At 44.7% G+C, this 26,094-nt stretch carries 30 protein-coding genes; 3 read left to right on the top strand and 27 right to left on the bottom strand.

All coding sequences use genetic code 11. The features are described 5' to 3' along the window. Window positions 1-27: 27 nt before the first annotated feature. The 10 genes from metK to NL930_RS04070 form a co-directional block, all read right to left on the bottom strand. Window positions 28-1,245 carry a methionine adenosyltransferase gene (gene metK, locus NL930_RS04115; protein ID WP_060825535.1) on the bottom strand — a complete coding sequence of 406 codons (1,218 nt, stop codon included), beginning with the start codon at window positions 1,243-1,245 and terminating at the stop codon, window positions 28-30. 221 nt (window positions 1,246-1,466) lie between these two features. After that, window positions 1,467-2,189, bottom strand: coding sequence for a leucyl/phenylalanyl-tRNA--protein transferase (aat, locus tag NL930_RS04110; RefSeq protein ID WP_254375768.1), 723 nt, complete (start codon window positions 2,187-2,189; stop codon window positions 1,467-1,469). Continuing rightward, on the bottom strand, window positions 2,179-4,380 hold the full coding sequence (gene clpA, locus NL930_RS04105; protein ID WP_254375767.1) for an ATP-dependent Clp protease ATP-binding subunit ClpA: 2,202 nt from the start codon (window positions 4,378-4,380) through the stop codon (window positions 2,179-2,181). Before clpA ends, aat begins: the two co-directional genes overlap by 11 nt. An 11-nt stretch (window positions 4,381-4,391) precedes the next feature. Next, window positions 4,392-4,703 carry an ATP-dependent Clp protease adaptor ClpS gene (locus NL930_RS04100; RefSeq protein ID WP_254375766.1) on the bottom strand — a complete coding sequence of 104 codons (312 nt, stop codon included), beginning with the start codon at window positions 4,701-4,703 and terminating at the stop codon, window positions 4,392-4,394. Between the two features lie 6 nt (window positions 4,704-4,709). Continuing rightward, complete coding sequence (locus NL930_RS04095; protein WP_254375765.1) at window positions 4,710-5,315, bottom strand: TlpA family protein disulfide reductase; 606 nt, start codon at window positions 5,313-5,315, stop codon at window positions 4,710-4,712. A 55-nt stretch (window positions 5,316-5,370) separates the two neighbouring features. Further along, window positions 5,371-5,835 carry an SsrA-binding protein SmpB gene (gene smpB / locus NL930_RS04090; protein WP_254375764.1) on the bottom strand — a complete coding sequence of 155 codons (465 nt, stop codon included), beginning with the start codon at window positions 5,833-5,835 and terminating at the stop codon, window positions 5,371-5,373. 13 nt (window positions 5,836-5,848) lie between these two features. Then, the gene (locus NL930_RS04085; protein WP_254375763.1) at window positions 5,849-6,622 is read right to left on the bottom strand and encodes a 4-(cytidine 5'-diphospho)-2-C-methyl-D-erythritol kinase; all 774 of its coding nucleotides are present in this window, start codon (window positions 6,620-6,622) and stop codon (window positions 5,849-5,851) included. Beyond that, a complete protein-coding gene (csrA, locus tag NL930_RS04080; RefSeq protein ID WP_039673151.1) occupies window positions 6,622-6,849 on the bottom strand; it encodes a carbon storage regulator CsrA in 228 nt (75 codons plus the stop codon). Before csrA ends, NL930_RS04085 begins: the two co-directional genes overlap by 1 nt. After that, entirely contained in the window at window positions 6,843-7,679 is an 837-nt protein-coding gene (gene truB / locus NL930_RS04075; RefSeq protein WP_254375762.1) for a tRNA pseudouridine(55) synthase TruB, read from the bottom strand. The genes csrA and truB overlap by 7 nt, the downstream gene beginning before the upstream one ends. Beyond that, complete coding sequence (locus tag NL930_RS04070; RefSeq protein WP_060825529.1) at window positions 7,679-9,727, bottom strand: ATP-dependent helicase; 2,049 nt, start codon at window positions 9,725-9,727, stop codon at window positions 7,679-7,681. The genes truB and NL930_RS04070 overlap by 1 nt, the downstream gene beginning before the upstream one ends. A gap of 159 nt (window positions 9,728-9,886) precedes the next feature. On the opposite strand from NL930_RS04070, the gene NL930_RS04065 reads away from it, so the two are divergent. Further along, window positions 9,887-10,792 (top strand): LysR family transcriptional regulator, encoded by a 906-nt coding sequence (locus NL930_RS04065; protein WP_254375761.1) that lies wholly within the window; start codon window positions 9,887-9,889, stop codon window positions 10,790-10,792. An 80-nt stretch (window positions 10,793-10,872) separates the two neighbouring features. On the opposite strand, the gene NL930_RS04060 is transcribed toward NL930_RS04065, so the two are convergent. From NL930_RS04060 to NL930_RS04040, 5 genes are read right to left on the bottom strand one after another with little or no spacing between them, the layout of a single operon-like run. After that, the gene (locus NL930_RS04060; RefSeq protein ID WP_254375760.1) at window positions 10,873-11,328 is read right to left on the bottom strand and encodes a hypothetical protein; all 456 of its coding nucleotides are present in this window, start codon (window positions 11,326-11,328) and stop codon (window positions 10,873-10,875) included. Beyond that, window positions 11,321-13,042, bottom strand: coding sequence for a M3 family oligoendopeptidase (locus tag NL930_RS04055; RefSeq protein WP_254375759.1), 1,722 nt, complete (start codon window positions 13,040-13,042; stop codon window positions 11,321-11,323). Before NL930_RS04055 ends, NL930_RS04060 begins: the two co-directional genes overlap by 8 nt. Before the next feature lie 3 nt (window positions 13,043-13,045). Further along, window positions 13,046-13,573 carry an aminotransferase class IV gene (locus NL930_RS04050; RefSeq protein ID WP_254375758.1) on the bottom strand — a complete coding sequence of 176 codons (528 nt, stop codon included), beginning with the start codon at window positions 13,571-13,573 and terminating at the stop codon, window positions 13,046-13,048. Window positions 13,574-13,601: 28 nt separating this feature from the next. Further along, window positions 13,602-14,552, bottom strand: coding sequence for an aminodeoxychorismate synthase component I (locus tag NL930_RS04045; RefSeq protein WP_254375757.1), 951 nt, complete (start codon window positions 14,550-14,552; stop codon window positions 13,602-13,604). Next, entirely contained in the window at window positions 14,542-15,414 is an 873-nt protein-coding gene (locus NL930_RS04040; RefSeq protein ID WP_254375756.1) for an aspartate carbamoyltransferase catalytic subunit, read from the bottom strand. Before NL930_RS04040 ends, NL930_RS04045 begins: the two co-directional genes overlap by 11 nt. A 112-nt stretch (window positions 15,415-15,526) precedes the next feature. On the opposite strand from NL930_RS04040, the gene NL930_RS04035 reads away from it, so the two are divergent. After that, complete coding sequence (locus NL930_RS04035) at window positions 15,527-16,027, top strand: glycine zipper 2TM domain-containing protein (protein WP_254375755.1); 501 nt, start codon at window positions 15,527-15,529, stop codon at window positions 16,025-16,027. Here the strand turns inward: NL930_RS04035 and bioD are convergent. Next, on the bottom strand, window positions 15,989-16,672 hold the full coding sequence (gene bioD / locus NL930_RS04030; RefSeq protein ID WP_254375754.1) for a dethiobiotin synthase: 684 nt from the start codon (window positions 16,670-16,672) through the stop codon (window positions 15,989-15,991). The two genes, NL930_RS04035 and bioD, sit on opposite strands and share 39 nt — an antisense overlap. Before the next feature lie 62 nt (window positions 16,673-16,734). Continuing rightward, window positions 16,735-17,598 carry a GyrI-like domain-containing protein gene (locus NL930_RS04025; RefSeq protein ID WP_254375753.1) on the bottom strand — a complete coding sequence of 288 codons (864 nt, stop codon included), beginning with the start codon at window positions 17,596-17,598 and terminating at the stop codon, window positions 16,735-16,737. Window positions 17,599-17,704: 106 nt separating this feature from the next. Between NL930_RS04025 and NL930_RS04020 the strand changes: the two genes are divergently transcribed. Further along, on the top strand, window positions 17,705-18,865 hold the full coding sequence (locus NL930_RS04020) for a PLP-dependent aminotransferase family protein (protein WP_254375752.1): 1,161 nt from the start codon (window positions 17,705-17,707) through the stop codon (window positions 18,863-18,865). Here NL930_RS04020 and NL930_RS04015 read toward each other — a convergent pair. From NL930_RS04015 to NL930_RS03970, 10 genes are all read right to left on the bottom strand, one after another. Then, complete coding sequence (locus NL930_RS04015; protein WP_254375751.1) at window positions 18,862-19,719, bottom strand: DUF89 domain-containing protein; 858 nt, start codon at window positions 19,717-19,719, stop codon at window positions 18,862-18,864. The two genes, NL930_RS04020 and NL930_RS04015, sit on opposite strands and share 4 nt — an antisense overlap. Window positions 19,720-19,799: 80 nt before the next feature. Beyond that, window positions 19,800-20,156 carry a 50S ribosomal protein L19 gene (gene rplS / locus NL930_RS04010; RefSeq protein WP_039673171.1) on the bottom strand — a complete coding sequence of 119 codons (357 nt, stop codon included), beginning with the start codon at window positions 20,154-20,156 and terminating at the stop codon, window positions 19,800-19,802. Window positions 20,157-20,178: 22 nt separating this feature from the next. Next, the gene (gene trmD / locus NL930_RS04005) at window positions 20,179-20,871 is read right to left on the bottom strand and encodes a tRNA (guanosine(37)-N1)-methyltransferase TrmD (protein WP_039673173.1); all 693 of its coding nucleotides are present in this window, start codon (window positions 20,869-20,871) and stop codon (window positions 20,179-20,181) included. Then, a complete protein-coding gene (gene rimM / locus NL930_RS04000; protein WP_254375750.1) occupies window positions 20,871-21,410 on the bottom strand; it encodes a ribosome maturation factor RimM in 540 nt (179 codons plus the stop codon). Before rimM ends, trmD begins: the two co-directional genes overlap by 1 nt. Then, window positions 21,403-21,648: a KH domain-containing protein gene (locus tag NL930_RS03995; protein WP_039673329.1), complete on the bottom strand. Its 246-nt coding sequence runs from the start codon at window positions 21,646-21,648 to the stop codon at window positions 21,403-21,405. The genes rimM and NL930_RS03995 overlap by 8 nt, the downstream gene beginning before the upstream one ends. A 2-nt stretch (window positions 21,649-21,650) precedes the next feature. Further along, the gene (rpsP, locus tag NL930_RS03990) at window positions 21,651-21,881 is read right to left on the bottom strand and encodes a 30S ribosomal protein S16 (RefSeq protein WP_039673177.1); all 231 of its coding nucleotides are present in this window, start codon (window positions 21,879-21,881) and stop codon (window positions 21,651-21,653) included. An 83-nt stretch (window positions 21,882-21,964) separates the two neighbouring features. Continuing rightward, window positions 21,965-23,302, bottom strand: coding sequence for a signal recognition particle protein (gene ffh, locus NL930_RS03985; RefSeq protein ID WP_039673178.1), 1,338 nt, complete (start codon window positions 23,300-23,302; stop codon window positions 21,965-21,967). 168 nt (window positions 23,303-23,470) lie between these two features. Further along, window positions 23,471-24,205, bottom strand: coding sequence for an RluA family pseudouridine synthase (locus NL930_RS03980; protein ID WP_039673180.1), 735 nt, complete (start codon window positions 24,203-24,205; stop codon window positions 23,471-23,473). Further along, window positions 24,195-25,358: a lipid IV(A) 3-deoxy-D-manno-octulosonic acid transferase gene (waaA, locus tag NL930_RS03975; RefSeq protein ID WP_254375749.1), complete on the bottom strand. Its 1,164-nt coding sequence runs from the start codon at window positions 25,356-25,358 to the stop codon at window positions 24,195-24,197. The genes NL930_RS03980 and waaA overlap by 11 nt, the downstream gene beginning before the upstream one ends. A gap of 3 nt (window positions 25,359-25,361) precedes the next feature. After that, window positions 25,362-26,081 carry a zinc ribbon domain-containing protein gene (locus tag NL930_RS03970; protein ID WP_039673184.1) on the bottom strand — a complete coding sequence of 240 codons (720 nt, stop codon included), beginning with the start codon at window positions 26,079-26,081 and terminating at the stop codon, window positions 25,362-25,364. Between the last annotated feature and the right edge of the window lie 13 nt (window positions 26,082-26,094).

Below are 26,094 nucleotides of genomic sequence, written 5' to 3'. Positions count from 1 at the left end.
GTAAGCTTCGTTCGATCTGAGTGTTTTTTATTTTTTGAGGTTTTTAAATAATTCGACGGCGTCGAGTTGTTCCCACGGATAGTCGCTTTGACCGACTTGCCCGCGTGCCGCGACGTCGGCATACAAAAACGTATCGGGGCCTGGTTTGTCCAATCCGAATTTACGCGTAATCCAGCGAGGCGTTAAGCTGAACGTTTCGTAAACAAATTGCGAAAGCTCGTCGTCTCCGATACTCGTAAACGTTCCGAAGGTATCGACCGAAACGGAAACGGGTTTTGCTACGCCGATCGCGTAGGAGAGTTGAACGGAACATTTTTTCGCCAAACCCGCCGCAACGATATTTTTCGCAATCCAACGTCCGGCATAAAGGCCGCTGCGATCTACTTTCGTATAATCTTTGCTCGATTGCGCGCCTCCGCCGATAGGAGAGTAGCCGCCGAAGCTATCGACGATGAGCTTGCGTCCGGTTAAACCCGAATCGTGAAGCGAACTATGGTTGACGTAACGTCCGGTAGGATTGATGTGAATAATCGTATTGTTCGGATCGTAAAGCTCCGTAGGTAGTCCCGTATCGTCGATCAGACCTTTAATCAACGAACGCACTTCTTCGATCGTCATATTTTCGTTGGAAGGAGCCGAAACGACGATCGTATGAATACGCTGAGGCTTGCACTCTTCAAAATTTTTTTTCGTACCGTAATCGACGGTCACTTGCGTTTTAATATCAACTCCGAGTTTATGGTTGTGAATCAAAGCGTAGTTATACACTTTATCGCACAACATACGTGCGTACGTAATCGCGGCGGGCATCAAATCCGCCGTTTCGCACGAAGCAAATCCAAACATAATGCCTTGATCGCCCGCACCGATCTCGCCGCTTTCTTGATCGACGCCTTGGTTAATGTCGCTACTTTGTTGATTGAGTAATACTTGCACTTTAAGATCGTCCGGATGGAGGCATTGCGCTTTGGTAAAGGCCGATTTGCCGTTATAGCCGATCTTAATCAGCGCGTCTTTGACGATTTTTTCATAATCTTCAAACGAGAGAATCGTTTTGGTATTGACTTCGCCGCCGATAACGACGTGTTTGCCCGCAACGAAAACTTCGCTGGCGACGCGTGAATTGCTATCGTTAATTAAAAGCGTATCGACGATACTGTCGGCGATAATATCCGCGCATTTGTCCGGATGTCCGGGGCTAACGACTTCTGAGGTAAAAAGGTAGTGTTGTTGAGTGTGTTCCATGTTTGTTTTCCATTTCTTTGTTTTCCTATTTTCAGACTTGGTTACGTGTCCGAAAACTTGTTTTCCATCCTTTTGTTTTCCATTTATGGTTTCACGAGAAGAGAAACATAAAATAAAAGTAAAAGTTTGAACCAAGGCTTTAAAAAGCCCGCCGCCGCTAAAACCGTGAATGCATCATACTCTTTTTTTTATAAACTAATCTTAGACGCTTCAACGACCGCTTAAAGCTTCAACGCTTCTAAAGGCTCCAATGAGACAGGAGTATTCCACGTTTGAATCGTCTTTTTATTCACCGTCTCGTGGAGAAAGCCCAAAAACGTCTCACGGCTTATTTCGATCGCTCCTAAAGATTTGAGATGATCGGTCGGTAATTGGCAATCGATAAAATCGCCTCCCAAAGCGTCTATTTTTTGGCAAAGTCCGACCAATGCGGCTTTAGAAGCATCGCGTCTTATTGAGAACATCGACTCGCCGCAAAACATACCGCCCAAATGCAACCCGTACAAACCGCCGACCAAAGCTCCCTCGAAAAACGTTTCGACCGAATGGGCAAAGCCTTTGACATGTAAGTCGCAAAACGCTTCGATTAACGCTTCGCTGATCCAGCTGTTTTGTCCCTTTTGCAACCGCGTTTGCCAACATTGACGCATCACCGTTTCAAAACAGGTGTCGTAGCAAATCTCAAAATGTTTGAGGCTTTTGGCTAAACTTTTGGAAATTTTTATCGCATTCGGATAAAGAATAAGTCGCGGGTCGGGAGACCACCATAACACCGGATCGCCCTCGTTGAACCACGGGAAAATGCCTTGTTCGTAAGCACGCAACAAGCGATCGGAATTCAAATCGCCGCCCCATGCTAAAAGTCCCTCTTCGCTCGCGCAACGAGGATCGGGAAACGTATGCTCGTGCGGATGCAGTTTGGGAATAAGGATTTTAGTTGCCACCGCTGTACGTGAAGACCAATTGATCGGCTTTACAATCGATACGACAAAGCCCGCCGTTTTTCAATCGACCGAAAAGCACCTCTTCCGAAAGGGTCGTTTTGATTTGTTCGGCAATCACGCGACGTATCACGCGCGCGCCCATCTCTTTGCTGTACCCTTCCGCGGCAAGGTATTTTTTAGCCGCCGGCGTAGCTTGAATTTCGACATGTTTGTTTTTAAGCTGATCGCTAAGTTCGTTTAACATCTTCTCTACGACATGGATCATCACGGATTCGCTCAAAGGCGCAAAATGAATCACTTCATCCAAGCGGTTCCTAAACTCGGGAGAGAAGAACTCTTTAATCGCATGATCCGTTCGCGAATTCTCGCTCTTCGTGAAGCCCATCGTCGGGGCTTCTTTCGTTCCCAAATTGGAAGTCATAATGATGATAACGTTACGAAAATCGATCTTGGTTCCGTTATTGTCCGTCAACGTCGCGCTGTCAAAGATTTGGAGCAAAATGTTCAGCATATCGGGGTGCGCTTTTTCGATTTCGTCTAAGAGTAATACGGTATACGGGTGCTTTTTAATCGCTTCGCTGAGCTGTCCGCCCTCATCGTAACCGACGTATCCCGGAGGGGCGCCGATCAGGCGACTGACGGTATGCTTTTCCATGTATTCGCTCATATCGTAACGCTCGAAATGGACGCCCAATTCATACGCAAGCTGTTTGGCAACTTCGGTTTTTCCTACGCCCGTAGGCCCTGCAAATAAAAATGCTCCGATCGGTGCGGTCGGATTTCCCAGTCCCGCACGGCTACGTTTGATCGCTTTTGCCAACGCCTCGATCGCGGCGTCTTGTCCAAAAATTTTCGCTTTAAGGTGCGCTTCTAAGTGTTGCATAATCTCGCCCTCGTCTTTGCTGACGTTCGGACTTGGAATATGCGCTACCCGTGAGAGTACGGCTTCAATGTCGCTCATTTCCACGACTTTTTTACGTTTTTTCGCTAAATGAAACGACGCCCCCACTTCATCGATCAGATCGATCGCCGAATCGGGTAAAAATTTATCGTTGATATACTTTTTCGCCAACTCGACCGATGCGCGAATCACTTCATTCGGATATTTGACGCCGTGGTGCTTTTCGTAACTGCTTTTCAACCCTTTTAAGATCAAAAACGAGTCTTCGATGCTCGGCTCTAAAACGTCGATTTTGGCAAAACGACGGCTGAGTGCTTTGTCTTTGTCGAAGAAATTACGAAACTCTCCGTACGTCGTCGCGCCGATACACCGAATTTTTCCCGACGCCAAAGAGGGTTTTAACAAATTGGAAAGGTCCATCGAACCGCTTCCGGTTGCACCCGCTCCCACGATCGTATGAATTTCGTCGATAAATAAGATCGCCCCTTTTTTTTGCTCGAGTTCGCTCAAAATCTCCTTGAGACGTTTCTCAAAATCGCCTCGATACTTGGTTCCTGAAAGCAAAGAGCCCATATCAAGGGCATAAACGGGCGTGTTTTTCAAAATTTCGGGAACGGTATGTTCGCTGATTTTTTTGGCCAAACCTTCCACGATCGCCGTTTTACCCACGCCGGGTTCTCCGACTAAGATCGGATTGTTTTTCTTTCTGCGACACAACACTTGCATCACGCGGGCAACTTCTTCGCTTCGCCCGATGAGCGGATCGATTTGATGGGATTTGGCTAAAGCGATGAGATCGAGCGTGTATTTTGCCAAAGCGCTTTCGCCCGCTTCTTCGTCATTTTCGCTCTTTTTGTGTTCCGGAGTGCTTAGAGCCGTGACCTCTTCGGTAATCAAGAGCTTGTCCGCGCCTTGTTGAACCAAGAGCGAAACGCAAAAAGCGTTGGGCTCGTCCATCATCGCGATCAAAAGATCGTAGACGTTCGCTTCGCTTTTCCCCGCACTTTTGACATGTAACATCATGGTTTCGATGACGCGCGTTAACGCGACCGTTTCAACGGGCTCGTAATTCTCTTCATTCGGTACGATTTGGGGATGTGCGGCAAAATATTTTTCCATGGAACGTTGCAAAAACGTAATACTTAAGCCGCAATTGATCAGAAGATCGACGATACTCTCATTGCTTAAAAGCGCGTAAAAAAGATGATCGATCGTGATATATTCATAGCGATGTTTGCGAACGAACGTCATCGCGTCGTTGAAAACGAAGTTGAGTTCTTGGCTAACCATTTTTCATCCTTTCAATCTTCTTCCATGACGGCGCGAAGAGGAAATTTTTCCTCTTTCGCCATTTTGCGCACGCGTGCCACTTTGGTTTCGGCGATTTCGTAAACGTAAACGCCGCATAAGCCTTTGCCTTGTTCGTGTACGTTTAACATAATTTCGGCGGCTTTTTCAAAACGATGATGAAAGACTTGCATCAAGACTTTAATCACAAAATCCATACTGCTGTAATCGTCGTTTAAAAGCAAAACTTTATAGAGTTTAGGCTCTTGAACCCTGATCGCCTCGACAGTGTCGTTTTGAACTTCCCCTTGCGCCTTTGAATGCATATTTGCCTACTTTTCCACGATACGGTCGATGTCGCGTTGAATCACGTCCAAACCGACTTTACCGATGTAAAATTTAGTGTCGGGAAGATTTGTATAAATATCCCGAACGTTTTGATAAACGCCTTTTTTCAAAACGACTTTAAAAGGAACTTGCAACGTCGCTTTATACTGAATATCGCGCAAAATCGTCTCGACCAAACGTTTATTGGCAGCCGCGTTGCTGATAAAATAATAGGCGTTGTATTTCGCGGCAAAATTTTCGACCACGTACTCGTCGCTCACCTCTTCAAAGAAGTTGAGACCTATTAACATCACGTTGTCGCCGTTTTGCAACTGAAAATCCATCAACGAAGGAGCTTCTTCTTGGCAAGGTGCACAAAACGTACCGAAGATATCAAACATCAGGATCTTCTCTTCATCGTCTTCGATCACAAATCCGCCGTTTTTGCGCAAAAGCGTTATTTTCGCACCCGAAACGCTTTTGAGTTCAACTTTATCGCCGTCTTTAAAGGGTTCAACGACGCTAGGCGACGCTTTGGACGTCGAAGAGTCGCAACCGACAAAAAACGTGAGTGACAGTATTGTCAAAAAAAGTCGTAAAAAATGTTTCATAAGATCATCCTCATTTTTTCAAAATTCTACATGCTTTATATAAATAATATGTAAATTACTCTTTATAAAGATGATTTTTGATAGCCGTTTTAGCCTCTCGTTCCGCATCTTTGCGCTTCAAATCCTCACGCTTGTCGTGCAAGTTTTTACCGCGCACCAAAGCAATTTCGACTTTAACGATGTTTTTGACGTTAAAGTAAACCGACAAAGGAACGATCGTCAGCCCCTCTTTTGCGACTTTTGCATCCCACTTTCGAAGTTCTTTGATATGAAGCAATAATTTGCGATCGCTTCGTTCGTTCGGCGTAAAATGCGGATTGGCGGTACTTAAATGCGAAATATGCGCATTAAGTAAAAACGCCTCGCCCTTAATCAATCGCACAAACGAATCTTTCAGATTGATCTTGCCTTGGCGAATGGCTTTTACTTCGCTGCCTTGCAAGACGATTCCCGCTTCTAATTTTTCTAAAATTTCATAATCGTGATACGCTTTTTTATTGCGTGCAACGGGTTCACCCATTTAAAAACCTCTTCTAGTGTGCTTTAATTCGAAAAAAACTGCTGCCGCTACCGCTAAAAAACCATCCTTCGTTTGCCATCGTCGGAAGCTCAGGGTAGGCTTTTAAACACGCGGCGTACAAGTCGTTGAGCCTTTGAGGTTCATACGACGCTAAAAGCTCCGCGCTTTTGCACGAAAGCATAGGCAAAGCGTCTTGCGGCGCGATCGACGCTAAAAAAAACTCCCGAAAAGTCGCATAAACGCGTGCGGTGTCGCATGCAAGATTTGGCGTGAAAACCTCAAGCTCCAACGCCTCTTCTTCGTATAATGAGACGGTTTCGCCGATGCCGCTGACGTTGGCACTTTCATAGCCAGAGGCGAAAAAAGCGACGTCGGCTCCCACGCGCGAGCCGATACGCATCATCTCTTCGTTCGATAAGAAAAGCCCTGCCCTGTCGTTTAGCATCCGTAAAAAGGTTGCCGCGTCGCTGCTTCCGCCGCCAAGACCCGCTCCCGTCGGAATTTGTTTCTTGACATGTAAGGCGTACATTTGCATCACGCGCTCGATCTCTTTGGAAAATCCCTGCTCTTGCAAAACGCGATAGATTTTGTAAAGCGTATTGTGTTCGAGCGCACAATTAAAATCACCGATCAATTCAAACGCTTGCGTCGTTTGTTTCGGGACGAAAGAAAGCGTGTCGTACAGATCGCGAACGCGCATAAATCGGGAATAAAGTTCGTGATAGTTTCCGCGCGTACCGACGATTTTCAGAAAGATATTGACTTTAGCGTGAGCAAAATAGTGCATTATTTGAGCTTTTGGCTGAGACTTAAAAGCAGTTCCGTTTCGACATGTCGACTGGCTTCAATGTTGCTTTGCTTGATGGCGCGCGCTAACTCTTCACGCAAAATCAACGTCTCTTTGGGCGCATCGAAACCGAGTTTCACGACGCCTTTGGAAATTTCAACGACGCGTATCGTGACGTTGTCGTTTAAAACGATGCCCTCGCCGGTTTTTCGTGTAAGTATTAACATGTAACGCCTTTGAGCGATAGTGAATTGAGAAGATATTCTACTCCATTTGCGCTGATTTGCACAATGCTTAAGACCTCATCGATGACGAGAGCATAGACGCCCTCGTCGCGGCATTCGAAATTTTCAACAGCAAGCTTTCGACCCAATGCAATATCGCTCGGATTACCCAAATACGTATTTCTCGGTAAATCCAGATAATCTAAAGGAGCTAAAGCGCGTTCGTTTTCGTACGTAAAATCGCCTTCGCTCAAGCGTTCCAAAGCGCTTAAAGCTCCCTCAAATCCCAATTTTCGTGCGATCATTTCGCCGATACTGCGTACGTAACCACCCTCTGAAATCGTGATATCAAAGGTTAAAAACGGATGCGCGTAATGCACCAACGTACAGTCAAAAACCTCGCTGGTAATGTGTTTGAGCTCAAACGCTTTATCGGCACGCGCCAAATCGTACGCGCGTTCGCCTTCGATCTTCTTTGCCGAATATTTAGGCGGTACGTAAGTTATTCGCCCGATCATACTCTTTAAAACAATGGCGATCGAATCGGGGTGAAAAGGCATCATCTGCTCTACACGATCGATCTTCTCGATGTCCAAACTCGGACTATGCGCGCCGATCCAAAGCGTCGCGCGATAACGCTTGGGAGCTTTTTTCAAAAAACGAAAAAGCTTGGTATAACTTCCGAAAGCAACAATCAAAACGCCTTTGGCAAACGGATCAAGCGTTCCCGAAAAGCCCGCTTTTTTAACGCCGTAGCGTCGTTTGATGCGGCTTAAAAAATGGTTGCATACCGTACCCTCGGGTTTATAAGCGACAAAAAGGCGATTTGACATTAGATTTTTTCCACGAACGACGCCAAAATATCGCGTTTCGTTCCGCTAAAATTAATTTGAAGTTTGAATTCTCTGCCGACTTTACTGACTTCGCTTACGCGACCGATACCGAAAATCTTATGTTTGACCAAATCGCCTTTTTTAAACGACGTCGTCTTTTCAAAAATCAAACTTCCCTCACAGACGCCCGCCTCTTTAAGAAAGCGGCTTTTACTGAGTTCGGCGCGGCGTCCTTTGTAAAAACGGCTACTCGAATAACTCAGCGTCAACTCTTTTTTCGCACGCGTAATCGCGACGTAGCCTAAGCGTCTTTCTTCTTCGATATCGCTTCCGTCTCCGATCAACGGGAAAAAACCCTCTTCCAATCCGATAACGAAAAGGTATTCAAACTCCAATCCCTTGCTGGCATGAATGCTCATAATCGAAATATTCTCACTGTCGATTTGATCTTGGTCGCTTTGAAGCGCAAGTTCGTTAAGAAAATCGTCCACGTTCATCTGCGGATTTTGTTTGACGTAATCGCGGAAAAGTCCGTAAAACTCGTCGATGTTGGAAAGCCTTTCCACCGAATCGGGCTGGTTGTCGTAATAAGACTTGATCGCAAACGCCTCTTCAATCGCATCGATCATGTCGTAGGTAGAATTTTGTTGAATCTCGCGCATACGGTCGATATTTTGCACAAACGCTTTGAGGGCGACGGCCGCTTTTTTCGTCGCTTCTTTTTCGATGATCTCTTCGTTTTTCCCGATATATTCGTACACCGATAAACGTTGATCGTATGCGGCTTTAAAAATACGCTCCATCGTCACTTTTCCGAGTCCGCGTTTGGGGCGGTTGATAATGCGTTTGATAGAGAAATCGTCATGCGGGTTGGCGATCATACGCAAATAGCTAATCACGTCTTTAACTTCCGCACGCTCGTAAAATTTGACACCGCCGACCATATTGTAAGGAATTTGCGCTTTATTGAGTCCCTCTTCCAAAGAACGGCTTAAGGCATTAATGCGGTATAAAACGGCAATGTCTTTAGGATTGACGCCGCTTTCAATCAATTTTTTAATGCGCTTGGCGATCGTGGACGCTTCTTGATTCTCGTCGCTCGATTCGATCACTTCGATCTCTTTTCCCTCGCCTTTGGTGCTCTCCAAAACTTTTCCGATACGTCCGCGGTTATGATCGATCAAATCGTTGGCGGCTTTAAGGATCTGAGCGCTTGAGCGGTAATTTTTTTCAAGCTTAATAATCGTCACGTCCTCAAACGATTCGTGAAATTCCAAAATATTTTTGATGTTTGCGCCGCGCCAACCGTAAATACTTTGATCGTCGTCGCCGACGACGCAAAGATTGTTGTGCGTATGGCAGAGTTTGCGAAGCAATTTGTACTGCAATTCGTTCGTGTCTTGATATTCGTCGACCATGATGTACTGATAACGTCGGCTCATCTCTTCGCACAAGGCTTCGTCTTTTTCTAAAATGAGATAGGGCAAAACCAGCAAATCGTCAAAATCGACCAGATTGTTCTCTTGCAGGTACGTTTCGTAACGTTCGTAAATTTTAGCGATGCTTTGATAGTGCTTTTGTTCGGCTTTTTCCCATGCCGTTTGCGGATCGAGCAAGGAAGTTTTATAGCGTGAAATTTCGCTTGAGATCATACCAGTCGGTAACTCCGTCGAGGTATTAAGTGCTTTTAAAATGCGTTTTTTATCATCGGTATCGATCACGACAAAGCTGTTTTTTCGCCCGATTTTTTCGATGTGAAACTTCAAAAAAAGCAACCCGAATTTGTGAAACGTACACAATAACGGAGGATACGACTGGTGATCTCCCAACAACGCCATCGCACGTTCGCGCATTTCGCTTGCGGCTTTGTTGGTAAACGTTAGGGTCAACGTATTGGACGGAGGAATGCCTTGGTCTAAAAGGTACGCCAAGCGAGCGGTGATCGTTTTCGTTTTACCGCTACCGGCTCCCGCCAAAATCAAAATAGGACCGTCGATACATTCAACGGCTTTTTGTTGCGATTCGTTCAGTGTGGCTGCATCTTGCATCGTTCGGTCTACTTTTTATTTTTATTATAGCAAAAAAAGTTTAAGCAAACCTCTAAAGAGCGCGCAAAGCAGGTCGTCATTGTTTTTACTATTATTTTTGGTTATAATAAAATGCTCAAACGAAGCACGGTTATACACTACGAAATTACAAGGATTTTTATGTTAAAAGATTTCTCCAAAATAGAAACCTTTTTGACGGTCGTTCGCGAAAAAAGCTTTTCAAAAGCTTCTAAAAAACTCGGCATCAGTCAGCCCGCCGTAACGCAGCAAATTAAGCTTTTAGAAGAGTATCTGGATACGCAAATCGTCGATCGTAAAAAAAACGGCATTAAATTAACGACGGCCGGCGAAGAACTTTTCAAAGTCGCGATTAAACTCGAAAAACAGATTTTAGCGGCGGAACGAGAGATGTTACGACTCGTCAACAAAGAGGTTATTTTCGTCTTGGGAGCCTCTCCCGTCATCGGAAACTATATCCTGCCCAACTTTCTCAACGACATCCAAGAAGCGATTAAAAACAACGTGATGCTGAAAGTTGAAGACGCCGCCGATATTACCGAAAAATTGCTCGATAAAAAGATCGATTTGGCATTGATCGAAGCGCCGATTTTCCAAGAAGGGATTATCTATCGCGAATGGCTTGAAGACGAATTAGTCATTACCAGCCGTTCACCGCTTCCCAAAGTCGTTCGCAAAGAAGATTTACTCTCCTACAATTGGATTTGTCGCGAAGAGGAGTCCAACACGCGTAAAATTATTCACGAAACGTTTGAGAAGATGGACATCGATTGCAAAAGTTTTAAAGTAAAGAGTATCGTCACGAGTTCGACCGCCGTTAAAAATACGCTGATGAAAGCCAACATCGAAGAAAAACCGACCGTATCGATTCTCTCGAAACATATTATTAGCGAAGAGGTCGAGCAAGGCTTACTGTTTACGACGAAAATGAAAGGGCTTAAACTCACGCGAATGCTCTATCTTTGCCATATCAAAGACCGCAAACACGATGCTTTGATCGATAACGTCATTAATTACATTATGAGCAAACAAGAGCTCAAGAACTAACGGATTTTTCTTACATGTAAGCTTTACATGTAAGAATCAAAGCGGGCTGTTTCGTACAACCCGCCTTCTTCGATCCTTTGTTATTTTTTAATCAATTTTTGATTGTGGGGATTGGAGAGAAACGCGCTCATGGAGCGTTGAAGCCCGTTTGATTTGTCTTCTTTGGGTGTTTTTTTGCTAGAAGCGGTACCGAGGTTAATAAAAATAGGCACTTCCTCGACGATAATTTGTAAAATCGACTCCAACGGAAACGTCACCAAAGAGCCGAAATTATGACTTCCGAATCCCGCTTCAAAACTGATCGTCCCGTTATACACCTGCGTACTTTCAAACGTATAACCCGCCAAATAAAACATCGTAATGGGTTTAAAATTTTGTCGAATTTCAGGCGGGAGTTCCGGATCAAACGTCACATCGGCAATATTGGTCAAAACGGAAAAATGAACGCCTCGCTTTAAAAGCAACTCTACCATCTCTTTACCGTGCTTCTTCATCAATTGACAAAACTCTTCGTCCCCCAATAAAGCGTCAAGCATCGCACATTCCTTTGAATTCTTGGAGTAAGTTTTCGATTTCGCCGATACCCAAAAGCCAAAAACGCTCGTCGTCGATATCAAATCCGAATTTTTGAATCAACGTCTTAGGACTTTGACTTCCTCCGGCACTTAAAAAATTCGTATAGTGTTGTACAAACGTCGCTTTATCGCTTTTTTTATACAAACCGTACAACGCAAGTACCAACAATTGCCCGTAACTGTAAGCGTAACAATAAAACGGAGAATGAATAAAATGCGGAATATAACTCCACCACAAATGATAATTGGAACTCAGCGTAATGCTCGAACCGAACATCTTTTGACTCTCTTGCATCCAGTAACGATTGAACGTTGCCGTATCCAATTCGCCTTCATGCGCATGCACTTTGCGTTCAAACGTCGTAAAGTTGATCTGACGGTAAAGCGTTGAAAAAATATCTTCGATTTTGCTGGCGTACAAAGAGCGTTTTTCGTCCATGCTCAAACCCTCTTTAATGGCGTCGAAAACAAGCATTTCGGCAAAGACCGAAGCGGTTTCGGAAGTGGTTAAAGGCGTATCGCTTCCTAAATAACCGACGTCGCGAGAAAGATACTGATGAATCGCATGCCCAAGCTCGTGCGCCAAGGTAAACAGATCACGCCGCGTATCGGTGTGGTTGAGCAACACGTACGGATGCGTGCTAGGCGTCGCCGGATGTGAAAATGCGCCGCCGCGTTTTTTCGTTTGAGGAAAAACGTCGATCCAACCTTGCGTAAATGCCGTTGAAGCGATCTCGTAAAATTTGGGATTAAATTTGGCAAACGCGTCTAAGACGATCTGTTTCGAGTTTTCAAAATCATAGCACGCCTTGCTCTCTTCCAAAGGTGCGTAACGATCGTACTCGTACAACGTTTCCAATCCCAAAAGCTTGGCTTTCAACGCATAATATTCATGCACGAGGTGAAAACTGTTTTCGGCGGCGGCGATGAGCGCATCGACACTTTTTTGCGTGATTTTATTGTCTAAATGGCGCGGTTGTTCGGCATTTTTATAACCGCGAAGTTCACATTCGCTTGCCAAATCGGTTTTGATCATGTTAAAAATATACGCTAACAAAGGCTGATGGGGTTTTAAGCCCTTCGTAAAAGCGTCGGCGGCTTTTTTGCGCACTTCGCGGGAGGGGTCTTGAAGCTTGCTGAGAATCTCTTCTTCGGAGAGCTTTTTGCCTTCAAAGTTAAACGTCAATCGGCTAAAGTGTTCATCGAACAAACGGCTAAACGCCGAAGCGGACGTCATCTCTTTTTTCAATAAAATACGCTCTTCTTTTTGAGAAAGCTGATAGGGTTTTTCTTCGATGAGCGATTCTAAATAAAAGGCGTAATGCGGGCTTAACGCGATGAGTTCTTCTTGTTTAGTTTTCGTTAGTTTGTTAAATTCAAGTTCGAAAAAAAGCAAATGCTCGCCGATACGGCTTTGTTCTTGCTGGTAACGGGCGAAAAAACCGCCTTTGTCGCTATCGGTCGCAAAGTTTAAAAAAGCATACGTCATAATGCGACCCAAAATCTCGTTAATCGCCTCGTACTCACGAATCGATTCTAAAAATTCGTGACCGCTCAGCTCTTTGAGCTTGCCTTTGCAGACGTTCTCAAAACCGATCGCACGATTTCGTGCCTCGTTCAAATCTGCTTCTAAGTCAGATTCGTGCTTATATAAAGCGGATAAATCCCAATTCAATACTTAGTCCTTCACACATACGTTTTCAAGAATTTCAAATCCTCTAAGAGCATTCATTATAGCAAATTTTCGGGCTTTTTGAATGTCTCCTACGGATAAACTTTCAGCTTTAATCTTCCCTTGCGCCAGCAATCTTGCCCGTGTCGTTCCTGCCAAAAGCGGACACAAAGGCGTTTTCCATTCGCCGTCGATCCATAAAGCGATATTGGCGATCGTCGTATCTTTTAATTCGCCGTGACGAACGATCAACACCTCATCGGCATCGTCGCGTTTCAGCAGATTCAACGCTTCGCGATCGCAATATTTGTAGTCGTACGCAAGCGGGCTTTCGACCAAAGCGATCGTCTGGATCGATGTAGGTTCGTACGCACGGTAGTCGATGCGCATAATCGTCTCACCGTATTCGACGCGCACCCGAAAAACGCCGCGGCAAGGCGGAATGATCGCCCGTGAAAGCGCGATCGGCTCTTGACATGTAAAAAGCGTTCGACGCGTTTGATCGAAACGGGCTTGATGGTACTCTAAATGCAATAACGTGCCATCAACGGCCTTGATCGTTTCAAAGCACGGGGATATAAACTTTATGGCACACCTCTTCGTACTCTTTCAGCGGATCGCTTAAAAGCGTGATTCCTCCGCCGCTTTTGTAGACAAACCCTTCATCGGTTTTTTCGATAAAACGGATCATCACCGCACTGTCCAGCCCTTTTGCATCGTATACGCCAAAAATTCCGGTAAAAAAACCGCGTTCATAGCCTTCGATTTGTTCGATCAACTCGACGCTTTTTCGTTTCGGCGTTCCGCTGATCGACCCCGCCGGCAATAAATCGGCGATAATCTCGCCGATACGATCATGCCATGTCGGCTCCAAGCTCGCGCTAATATGCGAACTGACATGTAAAAGCTCTTTTTCGCCCGCTTGGATAGCCTCGACGTAACGAAAACGCTTGACACGGACGTTTGTCGCGACACGTGCGAGATCGTTGCGTAAAAGATCGACGACCATCACATGTTCGGCTTTTTCTTTTTCGTCGTTTAAAATACGTTCTTTCGCATTATCGATGCTTGCATCGATCGTTCCCTTCATCGGATACGCCATAATGCAATCGTTTTCGATTTTGACGAAACGTTCGGGCGAAAAGCAGACGAACCGATCTTTAAAACAGAGTTTAAACGGTGCGTTTGCCGCATAAAAAATCGCGCGAAGGTCTAAATCGCCGCGCAACAACGTCGGTGCGGTCAAATTGAGAAGGTAGGTATTACCCGAGCGTATTGCTTCTTGAACCGCCTCGATTTTACGAAGGTAATTGTGAAAATCCGGAAACGATTTTTCAAACGTAAACGTCTGTTTCAAAGAAGGACGCTCGGCATCGAGCGCATACAAAATATCCAGATCAAGCATTTGAAGCGCTTGGGCGTAAAACTGTTTAATGTTATAATCGACGACAAAGAAAAAAGGCGTACGTTGTTGTCCGAAACGATTGAGCGTTTGAACGAACTCAATGGGCAATCAGCTTCTCCAAAACCGCCATTCGAACGGCAACGCCGTTTTTAACCTGCTCCAAAATCTTAGACCGCGGATCTTTCATCATAAAATCATCTACGTCCACGTTGCGATGCACGGGACCTGGATGCAAAACGATAATATCGCGATCTTTCATCAACTTAGACGTAATGCAAAAATCAGTCGCATAATCTTTGAGCGAAGCGTAAATTTGGTTGGTATGGCGTTCTGTTTGCGTGCGAAGGCTCATGATGACATTGACTTCGTCGATCACGTCTTCGATGCGGTGAGAGGTACGTAAATGCGTTTGCGGTAGGAAATGCGGTGGAGCGACTAAAATGACCTCGACGCCCATACGGCCTAAAAGCTCGATATTGCTGTTGGCAACGCGGGAATTTTTAATATCGCCGACAATCGCGACCTTTTTGCCGCGCACGTCGCCGAAATGGCGTCGCATCGTAAAAAGGTCCAATAAAGCCTGCGTCGGATGCGCATGCGAGCCGTCGCCGCCGTTCACGATAGGGCAATTGACGTAATTGGCTAAGATATGCGGAACGCCCGAACTTTTATGACGCACGACGATCGCATCGGGGCCCATAGCATCGAGATTGGCCGCCGTATCGAAAAGCGTTTCGCCCTTGCTCGAAGAACTGCGTGAAACGTCCAAACTCACGACCATCGCGCCGAGCCGTTTTGCGGCAATTTCAAAACTACTGCGCGTTCGCGTCGAATTTTCGAAAAAAATCGTAATGACCGTTTTATTGTTCAAAATATCTCTTGGTTTTTCGTCTAAAAATTCATCGGCGCGCGCCAAGATATGTTCGACTTCTTCCAACGAAAAATCTCGCGTATTAATCAAATGTTTCACGCGTTGCTCCTTGCAAAATCTGCCAAAATTGTAACAAAGCATGACTGTAAGTTTGATTAACGTTTTATTGTTCAAGATGTGCTACAATTCCGAAAAAAAGGAGAAAAACGTTATGAAAAGACACCTTTATCTCTCATGCTTATGCCTTTTCGCTTCTGCACTTTATGCCGAAAGTTTTACGTTTCAAGAAGACGTTCGCGTCTCCAATAGCCAACGAGAATACCACGGCTCATCCACAAGCGTTCCGTATCAAGAGTGTTGGGACGAACAAGTCGAAGTGCCCTCTTCCTCTTCGGGAAACGAAGGAACCGTGGGTGCGATTATCGGCGGTGTCGCCGGCGGCGTTTTAGGTCATCAAGTCGGCGGAGGAACGGGTAAAACGGCGGCAACGATCGGCGGAGCGGTGGTCGGAACGATGGTCGGGAAAAACGTTGCGGAAAACAATTCGGGACCGACGTATAAAACGCAAAGACGTTGTACGACGCGTTACGAAGAACGAAACGACGGTGCGCCGCTTTTTCGCAACACCGCGTATTATAAAAACCAACCGATCGTCAAATACTCCGATCGTCCGTTAGACTATATTCGCGTTAACGTCACGGTAAGTTACTAAACTGCGCGCGATTGCGGGCATATCGTCTTGCACGCTTAAAACCCTGCCGAAGAGTTTTTTTAAAAACGGCAGGGAAATCTTCTCAAACGCCGCACGATCCTCCGCGCATTTGGAATTGACGCACCATTCGTAGTTATCGACGCCTAAAGAATCCAACAAATGCAAATTAAGCAATAAATCGTTAATGCACCCTAGTCTATCGTGCGCCACCAAGAGCGTTCGGGCGTTAAAAAGACGCATCAGGTCGTACATGTAAAAATCTTCTTCGATCGGTACGAGCAAACCGCCCGCCCCCTCAATCAAAACGATGTCGCTTAAAGCTTCGATCTTTTCGTAAGCATGGCGTAAAACGTCCGGATCGATTTTTTTACGCCCTTTGGCGACATACGGCGCCGCGGGCAATTCAAACCGGTACGGAACGATGTCGTTGATCGTCAAAGATTCTAACGCCTTATTGTGCGCTTTGGCTGTTTCGAACAAAAGTGTCCCGTCTAAAGGAACAGGGGCTACGCCCGTCTCGATAGGTTTCATCACACCGACTTTCAAGCCTTGTTCGCTCAATGTTTCAAGTAACCTAAGCGTCGTATAGGTTTTACCGATATCGGTATTGGTCGCACTTATAAATATAGGAGGATATTTCATCATGAAGCTTCTTTTTTTGCAAAATTATACTCTTAAAAAATAAAGATGCAATCAAAATCCGGCTTTTACTTAAACCGTACGGGAACGCAAAAGTCAAGGTCGAACCGTTCGCACGGATCGATGAAGTGGTTTTGCCGATAGATCGCAAACGAAGGTAAAGAGACTTTTTCGTAATCGCTTTTAGGAAACCATTCATGGTAAATAACGTCCATATACTTTTTCAAATCGCCGTAGACGCCTTGCAACGAGAAAATGGCACAAAAGGTTTGCGGTATTTTCATTACGCCGATTTCACCGCTTCGGTAAAATTTGCGTGTTTTGGGAAGCTCCAGACACGCAACGTAATGGCATTTAGAAGCCTCGACAAAACGCGGATTACTATGGTGTAGGGCGATCATGGTTTGCGCGTTAAATGCGATACCCTCTTGCAATGCCCACGCCTGAAGTTTCAGCCATGCGGTTTGAATGCTCTTGTCGTAACCTTTATGCCGAACGTAGGCAACCTCAAACGAAGGCATCGCCGCCACTTTGACATGTAAGGATTTCCCCGAGAAACTCAGATCGCGATGGGCATTGATTTGGTCGACTTCGCGCCATTTACTGGGCGTAACGCCGAAGTTTTCTTTAAAAGCCTGCGTAAAAGAAGCATTGGAGTGAAATCCGACTTCGCGCATAATGTGCGTAATCGTTGCCTCGGGCGTGAAAAGTAACACGTTAGCGGCATGTTCGAGTTTGACGCGCTTCGCATACGCATGAACGCTCTCGCCGACGACTTCTTTAAAAATGCGGTTAAAATGAAAGACCGACATCGCAACGTTACCCGCCAAAGTTTCGACACTTAAATTTTGCGACAAGTCGGCATGAATCGCATACAACGTTTCGTTGATACGCTCGATATGGTCGTTTTGAGTCGTTCTTTTGTGTTTCATGCAACAATTATAGCACAAACGGACAAAGGAAATCGGTGTTTCTCGGTGGTTATTTCATCGTATCTTTTCTATAATAACGCTTTATATTTTTAAAAAGGCTCTTCTTATGCAAACCAAATTAGCCAAACGCATTACAACCGCTTCACGCTCGTTTACGCGAACGATTTTAGATTTGACGGCACAAAATACGATTATCTCTTTTGCCGGCGGACTTCCCGATGCGGCGTTGTTTCCGGCGGATGCTATCGAAAAACACTCCAAAGCGCTTTTTGCCGAAAAAGACAATCGTCTTTTCCAATACAGCAATGCTTCAGGCGTTCCTGCCCTCAAAGAGCAAATCGCCAAACACTACCGCGACACGCACGCAGAAGAGATTATGTTAACGAACGGCTCTCAACAAGGGCTTGATTTGATGTGTAAAACGTTTTTAGATCCGAACGATTGCATTATCGTCGAAGACCCAAGCTATCTTGCGGCATTGGGGCTTTTTCGCATGTACGACGTTACGATCAAAGCGGCACCCTTAACGCCTGATGGCGTTGATACCGAAGCCTTGGAAGTTCTTTTTAAAACCTATCGTCCCAAATTTTTTTATACGATACCGATTTTTCAAAACCCCACAGGCTATTCATACACCATGCAAACCCGTCTTGAAGTAGTGCGTTTGGCGAAAGCATATCACGTCATCTTGTTGGAAGACAGCCCGTACGAAGCACTTCGCTACGAAGGCGTATCGACGACTTCGTTTGCCGATCTCTTACCCGAATGGACCGTGGCGTTGGGAACGTTTTCGAAAACTTTGGCACCGGATTTTCGTATCGGTTGGATCAAAGCACCCAAAGAGATTATCAGTGCGTTAACCCTTTCCAAAGAGAGCACGGATCTTCAAAATTCCAAATTTTTTCAACTCGTCTGCGCGCGCATGATGCAAAGCGGCGAATTGCAAGCACATGTCAAAAGCCTCGTCGATTATTATCGTCCGAAACGCGATGCGATGGTAGCGGCACTCAAACGTTATTTTGGCGAGAGTATCGATTTTGTCGTACCGGAGGGAGGTATGTTTATTTGGGTTCATTTTAAAAAATGCAACGACAGTATGAAACTGTTCGACCTTGCCATTCAAAAAGGGGTTGCCTTTGTGCCCGGTTCGGTTTTCTTTGCCGACAAACATGAAAGCGGTTACGGAAGGCTCAACTATACCAACTCGAGCTTAGAGCAAATCGATGAAGGCGTGAGAAAATTACAACAAGCTTATAGCGAACTTTAAGATTTTTTACACACGATGTCGCCGAGCGTTGCCCCTACGGCTTCGGCGACAACCTGACATTTGACTTTAAACAGAAAAAAAATCGGATCATCGCTTCGTTCGTTCAGACATTCAAAATTACCCATTCCTTTGGAAAGAATACAGTCGGCTTTTTCATAAAGTTCTCTAGCCGACGGCGACATTAGCTCAAATGCCAGTCCGGGCGTCGGAACACCGCTGTCGACAAGCGTTGCAACTTCGTCCATGCCCGAAGCCATAGCATCTTCATACGTCAAATCGTTGATAATCGGTCGACCGCGCACGAAATAATAGACGTCGATCGTCGGGTAAAGCCTTCGTATCGTCTGAATACAGAGTTTATCAAAAATTTCTTCCCCCGCATTGTCCGCAAGGTAAACTAAGGTTTTCGTTTTTTGAAGTGTTGCTTGCAATGCCGAAAAATCATCGATTGCAAAAGGGGTATGATAGATTTTTTCCAGTTCTTCGGAGAGGTCGTAGAGCATAACCGCCGCCAAATCGATCACATTACCCGCCACTGCAGTTTTAAGCGCACTTAAAAGAGGAGCCGTGCTTTGTTCGATATGCGTTTGACATAAAGGGAGAAAGGCTTTTGCTTTGAGAGACGAAGCTTTTTTGAAGTCACCGTACAAATCCCGAATGCCCAATAACCGAGCTATTGCTTCATAAAGAGGTGCGGCATTGTGAGGCGGCGTTTGATCGGTGTCAAAATCCTCAATCAATCGGCGGGCCAAGGAGTCGATAGCGTTTTTTTGTTCCGACGTTAGATTTAAGAGCGTACCCACACGTTTACTTTGGTCGTAAATACATGTTAAACAGCGTTGATCAAGATACATTACAAACTTTCAAAGAAGATACGCGAAGAAAAAAGAAGAAGAAGCGGCGAAACCAAGACATCCACCGCTTCGAAAAAAAATTATTTTCTAAGTTCTTTAATTTTTGCAGCTTTACCGCGTCTATCTCGAAGATAGAAGAGTTTTGAACGTCTAACGATACCGCGTCTTACGACAACGATTTCTTCGATACTGTCGGAAAAAATAGGGAAAATTCTTTCAACGCCTACGCCGTTAGCACCTATTTTACGTACGATAAATGTTTCACCCGTACCGGTTCCGCGTCTTGCAATACAGATACCCTCAAAATTTTGAACACGTTGTTTGTCGCCTTCGATAATTTTAACGGCTACTTTAATCGTATCACCTGCTCTAAAATCAGGAATATTCTTCGCAGAAATCTGTCCTGCTTCAAAAGCTTCAATATATTTATTTCTCATTGCATCATCCTTTATATCATTTCTAATGCTTCACGCTAAAGCGAGAAAACAGATCCGGTCTGAAATATTTCGTCTTTGATTCAGACATTTTATTTTTTAAGCTTGTGATTTTAGCGTGGTTTCCCTTTAAAAACTCTGAGGGCACGGATTTATTTTCATAAATTGCCGGCTTTGAGAAACACGGAGCCTCTAAAAGAGGCTCTTCAAAGCTCTCCACGTTTAACGAATCACTGTTGCCTAAAACACCTTTGATGTTACGGCTAATGGCATCGCTGAGTACCAAACTCGGAAGTTCCCCTCCGGTTAGGACATAATCCCCGATGCAAAAGAGCTCATCGGCGAACGTCTCGATAACGCGTTCGTCGATCCCCTCATACCGTCCGCTAACAAAAACAATATGCTCTTTTTGCGCCAAGCGTTTCGCATCGTTTTGCGTAAAAAGTTTTCCGGCGGGTGTCGGAAAAATCATATATGCCTCGGGCGAAGATTCTTTGATCCGACGTAACAGATCAAAAAGCGGTTGCGGAAACAACACGAGTCCTGCTCCGCCGCTGGCTTGATAGTCGTCTACTTTACCGTGTTTGTTGTCAGTAAAATCGCGAGGATTAAAAAAATCTACGCTTAAGAGCCCTTTGGCGATCGCCCTCTTCAAAATAGAATCTTCAAAATACGAAGCGATCAATCCCTCAAAAAGCGTCACGTAAGAAAAACGCATCACGAATTCTCCAGAATTCCTAAAGCATCTTTACTACGTATCTCTTTTGCACTTGGGTCGAACGAGAGAATATACCGCTCGATATACGGAAGATAAAAGGATATGACATGTCCTTTTTTGACCAACTCCGCATCGGTTCGAACTACCAAATAATCCGTCGTTACGATACGCTCGATCTCATCGACGGTTCCTAAGAGCGTCCCGTCTTCATCGATCACGCGAGCATCGATCAGCTCAAACCAAAAGAACTCGTCTTTTTGAAGCGCACACTCTTTAAGCGAAGTTTCCTTCGACGTAAACAACTGAGTATTGACAAGCTTTGCGGCAGATTCTCGGTCAAGATAACCGACAAAAGAGATGAGCGAGCGCGCTTGGTGGTACGAAAAGACTTCAAGCGTTTCGCCTTTTTGGGTCGTAAACGTTTTGCCTTTTCTAAACTGTTCCGGAAAATCGCACTCCAAATGAAGTTTGAGTTCTCCCTTAAGTCCCACGAGTCGCCCGAGAACGGCGACTTCGATGAGAGAAGATTGATTATTCATCGTTGGCTTTAACGGTAACTCTATAAGACTTGCCGTCTTTGGCTTTACAACCGGAAATAAGCGTTTTAAGCGAGTTAATCATTTTGCCGTCTTTACCGATCAATTTACCCGTATCGATTTTGTCCGCATAAATGACTACTTCGCAAAAACTGCCGTCGACATCGCTTCGTTCGACTCTTACGCCTTTAGGATTGTCTACCAAAAGTTTTGCAAACTCTTCGAGGAATTTATCAATCATCATTATTTACCGGTAATTTTTGCAACCCTGTCGCTAAGCTTTGCGCCGACGCTTTTCCAATAAGCAAGTCTCTCCGCATCGAATTTAATGCTTTCGGGATTAGTTAGAGGATTGTAATAACCGATAGACTCGATCCAACCGCCGTCGCGTTTTTTTCTGCTGTCCGTTACGACGATTCTGTAAAACGGAGTTTTGTTTCTACCCATTCGTGTTAATCTTACAACTGTTGCCATTTTATGGTCTCCTATGTTTATGTTTCGTTTGTTACAACTTATATCTACATGTAAGTCTACATGTAGATATAAACCGTCACATCTTAACGAAGATGTGCGTGTTTATTTTGGGATAGCATATTTTGCAAATCTTGCATTCCCTTTTTGCCCGAAAACTTCTTTGCCATTTTCGCAGCATTGGCAAACTGCTTTAAAAAGCGGTTGACTTCAACTTGAGAAAGTCCGGAGCCTTCCGCAATTCTTCTTTTGCGACTGTTGTTTAAAAGCTCCGGATCTTCGCGTTCTTTTTTGGTCATTGAGCCGATCATCGCTTTGATGCGCTTCATTTCAACGGAATTTTCCATATCGACGTCTTGAAGTTTTCCCGCGACCGACGAGAGTCCCGGAATCATCCCGATCAACGATTTCATGCTTCCGAGCTTTTTCATCTGCTCCATTTGTTCCAAAAAGTCGTTAAAGTTAAACTCGCCTTTTTTGATCTTTTTCGTAATCGCTTTGGCTTGCTGCTCGTTGATAATCGAACCGGTCTTCTCCGCCAAAGTTTCAAGATCGCCCTCGCCCATTAAACGGTTAACGATACGATCGGGAATAAAATGCTCGAGATCCGCTACTTTTTCGCCCACGCCCACGAAACGAAGCGGAACGCCGGTTTGCTCGGCGATACCTAACGCTACGCCGCCTTTACCGTCACCGTCGAATTTACTGAGAATCACGCCGCTTAAGGTAATTTTTTCATGAAAACTTACCGCACTTCGCACCGCATCTTGACCTGTCATCGAATCGGCAACGTAAAAGATTTCATCGGGCGCGGTCTCTTTTTTAATCGCTTCGAGTTGATCCATCAACTCTGCATCGATCGCCAATCGACCCGCAGTATCGACTAAAACGACGTCGTACAAGCCTTCGTTGGCTTTTTTGAGTGCATTTTTGGCAATCGTTACGGGATTACCGTTTTCTTCAAAATAAAGATCGATTTCGTTAGCGCTACACAACTGTCTTAACTGCTCTACGGCGGCTAAACGCTGTAAATCGCAGGCGACGACCAACACTTTTTTCTGTTTTAATTTTAAATAATTTGCCAATTTCACGGTCGTCGTCGTCTTACCGCTACCTTGAAGACCGACCATCAAAACTTTGGTCGGCGGTTTTGACGCATAAACGAATCCTTGGCGACCGGGAACCGTCAAAATCTGCGTTAAATTTGTTTTGAGAGCGCGTAAAAAATTAACCTGTCCGATGCCTTTCGCTTTAGTCTCGATCTCGACTTGTTTGAGCAAGTCTCGAACGATTTTATGATGCACATCGGCTTTGAGTAATGCTTTTTTTAAATTTTCAAGTGCATTTTTGAGCGACTTTTCATCGTCGCTGAAACGAATTTTATTAACGGCCGTACGAAATGAATCGGTTAAAACCTCAAACACGCATTATCCTTCCTAAGCTATTCAAACATCTTCATTTGAAAAAGAGTTCGTATTGTATCCAACCAATACTTTAAACTAAATTAAACCTTAATTTTTGCGTATATTCAAAAGAGCCTTATTGTTTATAAATAACGATTTTATCGTATTTTTGAGTGTCTCAATTCTAAATCAGACTGCCGCGAATTTAATGAAATCTTCAGGTTCTTTGCTCTCAAATTTATACCCTAAAAGTGCGATTTTGGAAGCATGAAGCATTAAGCGTTTGTAAGGACGCCCGCCGTATTCGGTATCGCCTAAAATGGAAGCTCCGATACTTTTTAAATGCACGCGAATTTGATGCGTTCGTCCCGTTTCGATCTTGACGCGAATCTTGGAGCGTTTACCTTCGATCATTAAAGGTTCAATGTAACTGATCGCTTCTTTACCGTCATCGCTAATTTTACTGTACGCCGTATTGCCCTTTTTAATCGTCAAAATCGGAGCGTTAATCTCCATAGCTTCAACGACTTTACCTTCGACGATCGCAATATACTCTTTTTGAACATCGCGTTTTTTAAATGCATTGACCGCTTTTTTACGAAAATCATCGTCTTTGGTTAATAATAAAACTCCGCTCGTCTCGCGATCCAAACGATGTAACAACGGTAAATTTTTCGCTTCTGCGACCTCTTCGGAAGTCATAAATGCCGGCTTATCGACCGCCATAAGAAACGCGTCTTCAAATAAAACGCGAATCGGTGCGATTTTTTCGACTTTAAACTTCGTCGAACTGTCCAACTCTCCGCGCGCAACACTTACTTTTTTTCCCGCCGCGTAAACAACGCCTCGATCGATTAACTCTTTTGCGGCGCGATTGGAAATTTTTTCTTGAAGGGCTAAAAGTTTATAGGCTTTATCTATCATGGTCTGTTCCTCTGATTTTTTCCAAAAGAGGCTCAATCGCATCTTTGGGAGTAATGAAAGAAGGACGGACTTCGTCGATGTGTTCAAAAACATCGTAAAGTGCGTCGATCGCAACGATTTTAGCATTTTCTACCGCTTCAAAAAGCACTTTTTGATTGAAGATCGATGCTCCGCTAATTAATTTAACGCCGAAAAATGCTGGCTCTAGCGGATTGTGCCCGCCGACGCCTTCCACAAACGAGCCGCCTAAGATAACCACGTCGGCAACGGCATAAAGATCGATCAAGCGTCCCATTTGGTCGCATAAAATAAAATCGCTATCCAAGCGCTCGCTGTGCGAAAGAGAGTCAAATGAACGTCGATGCTCTGTCGCATACGATGCCAACCAACGTCGAATTTTTTCAAAACGCTCCGGATGTCTGGGTACGACGACGATCGTATCGTTTTCTTTGATCGCGATATGCTCTAAGATCAACGCCTCTTCTTTTTCATGCGTACTTGCAATGACGATCAATCGCTTGTTTTTCGGCTTATCGTAAACTTTCGTAACGCCGTAGCGTTGGTACTGTTTGATATTGCCGACGACGCTGATGCGCTTCGCGCCTAAAAAAGCCAAACGCTCCTTATCCTCTTCGCTTTGCGCCAATACCGTATCGACGTAGCGAAAAATCCAACGGTAAAACCATGCAAATTTCGCGTACGAAGCATAGGAATGATCCGATATTCTTGCATTCAGTAACACCGTTCGTATTCCTTTGGCTTTCGCGCTGATAAACAAAAGCGGCCAAAGCTCGGCTTCCATCACGACTAAAACGTCTTGAGGGCGTATCCAAAACGGTAAAAAAATTTCAAACGGCAAATAACGCACCGCCGTATGAAGTAAAGCGGCTTCGCGAAATCCGGTTTGCGTCATAACGCTAATGCGAACGTCGCTCGGCGCAAAAGTCTCCACCAAAGGCTTCAACGATCGCACCTCGCCTAAAGAACACGCGTGAAACCACATACGGGCATTCGGTTCGAAAGGAGCGTTATTTTTCAGAAAAAAGCGTGCGGGAATCGAAAACGTATATTTGGATTTAAAGCAAAGGAAAACTAAAAAAGGCAGTGCCGCTACGTAGAGCAACACCGCCGCACCGTAATAGACAAAGCGCAACGCTTACGCCTTCTCTTCCTCGATCTCTTTGTATAAAATGCGACCGCAATGAGGACATGTCACGATATCGTCTTGTTTTAAAACACTCGCATACGTTTTATCGTTGATACGCATAAAACATCCGTAGCAAGCCTGTTTTTTGACCGGCACGACCGTAGAGTTTCCTGCCCATTTACGAATTTTTTGGTAAAACGTCAAAATTTTATGACTCATATCGGAAACCAATTCGTCTTTGGCTTTGTAAACATTTTTGCGTTCTTCTTCAATCGCTTGAATTTGCGAATCGATCGTCTCTTTAATCTTTTCGGCTTCGGCTGCGGCTTGCGCGATTTTCTCTTGAAGGGCACTGATGCTGTTTTGTTTTAGCTCGATGATTTTTTCCAAACGAGCGATCTCTTCGTTCGCAAAATCGCATTGTTCTTTGGCGATTTCCTCTTCAAGTTGCAAGGCTTTAATCTCTTTTGCCGTTTTTACCAACGCACTTTTTTTCGTAAAATCTTTTAATTTAGCAGAAAGTTCCGCCAAATGTGCTTCGTTTTTTGCTTTTTTGAGTTTAGCGTCGGCGATGTCGGCTTGAAAAACCTCGGTTTGCGATTTTAGCTCTTTTTCTTTATCTAAAGAGAGTTTTAACGTCTTCTCCACTTTAGCGATGCGCGGCGCAAAATCGTCAATCTCTTTGTCTAAATTGGAAAGCTCAATTAACTGCTCTAAGTACTTATTCATATGCTCTGTGTCC

This window comes from Sulfurospirillum sp. hDNRA2, from assembly GCF_024206095.2.
GTDB lineage: Bacteria > Campylobacterota > Campylobacteria > Campylobacterales > Sulfurospirillaceae > Sulfurospirillum.
Note: the sequence above shows the minus strand (reverse complement) of the source record. Positions and strands in the feature narration are given on the sequence as shown.

Coding starts and splice junctions, on each gene's coding strand:
- NL930_RS03980 (WP_039673180.1), bottom strand. CDS start 24,205: ATGATAGATAAAGCCTATAAACTTTTAGCCCTTCAAGAAAAAATTTCC.
- NL930_RS04035 (WP_254375755.1), top strand. CDS start 15,527: ATGAAAAGACACCTTTATCTCTCATGCTTATGCCTTTTCGCTTCTGCA.
- NL930_RS04095 (WP_254375765.1), bottom strand. CDS start 5,315: ATGAAACATTTTTTACGACTTTTTTTGACAATACTGTCACTCACGTTT.
- NL930_RS03995 (WP_039673329.1), bottom strand. CDS start 21,648: ATGATTGATAAATTCCTCGAAGAGTTTGCAAAACTTTTGGTAGACAAT.
- clpA (WP_254375767.1), bottom strand. CDS start 4,380: ATGGTTAGCCAAGAACTCAACTTCGTTTTCAACGACGCGATGACGTTC.
- csrA (WP_039673151.1), bottom strand. CDS start 6,849: ATGTTAATACTTACACGAAAAACCGGCGAGGGCATCGTTTTAAACGAC.
- rpsP (WP_039673177.1), bottom strand. CDS start 21,881: ATGGCAACAGTTGTAAGATTAACACGAATGGGTAGAAACAAAACTCCG.
- smpB (WP_254375764.1), bottom strand. CDS start 5,835: ATGGGTGAACCCGTTGCACGCAATAAAAAAGCGTATCACGATTATGAA.
- NL930_RS04070 (WP_060825529.1), bottom strand. CDS start 9,727: ATGCAAGATGCAGCCACACTGAACGAATCGCAACAAAAAGCCGTTGAA.
- truB (WP_254375762.1), bottom strand. CDS start 7,679: ATGTCAAATCGCCTTTTTGTCGCTTATAAACCCGAGGGTACGGTATGC.
- NL930_RS04020 (WP_254375752.1), top strand. CDS start 17,705: ATGCAAACCAAATTAGCCAAACGCATTACAACCGCTTCACGCTCGTTT.
- NL930_RS03970 (WP_039673184.1), bottom strand. CDS start 26,081: ATGAATAAGTACTTAGAGCAGTTAATTGAGCTTTCCAATTTAGACAAA.
- rimM (WP_254375750.1), bottom strand. CDS start 21,410: ATGAATAATCAATCTTCTCTCATCGAAGTCGCCGTTCTCGGGCGACTC.
- metK (WP_060825535.1), bottom strand. CDS start 1,245: ATGGAACACACTCAACAACACTACCTTTTTACCTCAGAAGTCGTTAGC.
- NL930_RS04085 (WP_254375763.1), bottom strand. CDS start 6,622: ATGCACTATTTTGCTCACGCTAAAGTCAATATCTTTCTGAAAATCGTC.
- rplS (WP_039673171.1), bottom strand. CDS start 20,156: ATGAGAAATAAATATATTGAAGCTTTTGAAGCAGGACAGATTTCTGCG.
- NL930_RS04025 (WP_254375753.1), bottom strand. CDS start 17,598: ATGAAACACAAAAGAACGACTCAAAACGACCATATCGAGCGTATCAAC.
- NL930_RS04100 (WP_254375766.1), bottom strand. CDS start 4,703: ATGCATTCAAAGGCGCAAGGGGAAGTTCAAAACGACACTGTCGAGGCG.
- trmD (WP_039673173.1), bottom strand. CDS start 20,871: ATGCGTTTTTCTTACGTGACGCTTTTTGAGGGATTGATCGCTTCGTAT.
- bioD (WP_254375754.1), bottom strand. CDS start 16,672: ATGATGAAATATCCTCCTATATTTATAAGTGCGACCAATACCGATATC.
- NL930_RS04015 (WP_254375751.1), bottom strand. CDS start 19,719: ATGTATCTTGATCAACGCTGTTTAACATGTATTTACGACCAAAGTAAA.
- NL930_RS04060 (WP_254375760.1), bottom strand. CDS start 11,328: ATGCTTGACGCTTTATTGGGGGACGAAGAGTTTTGTCAATTGATGAAG.
- NL930_RS04065 (WP_254375761.1), top strand. CDS start 9,887: ATGTTAAAAGATTTCTCCAAAATAGAAACCTTTTTGACGGTCGTTCGC.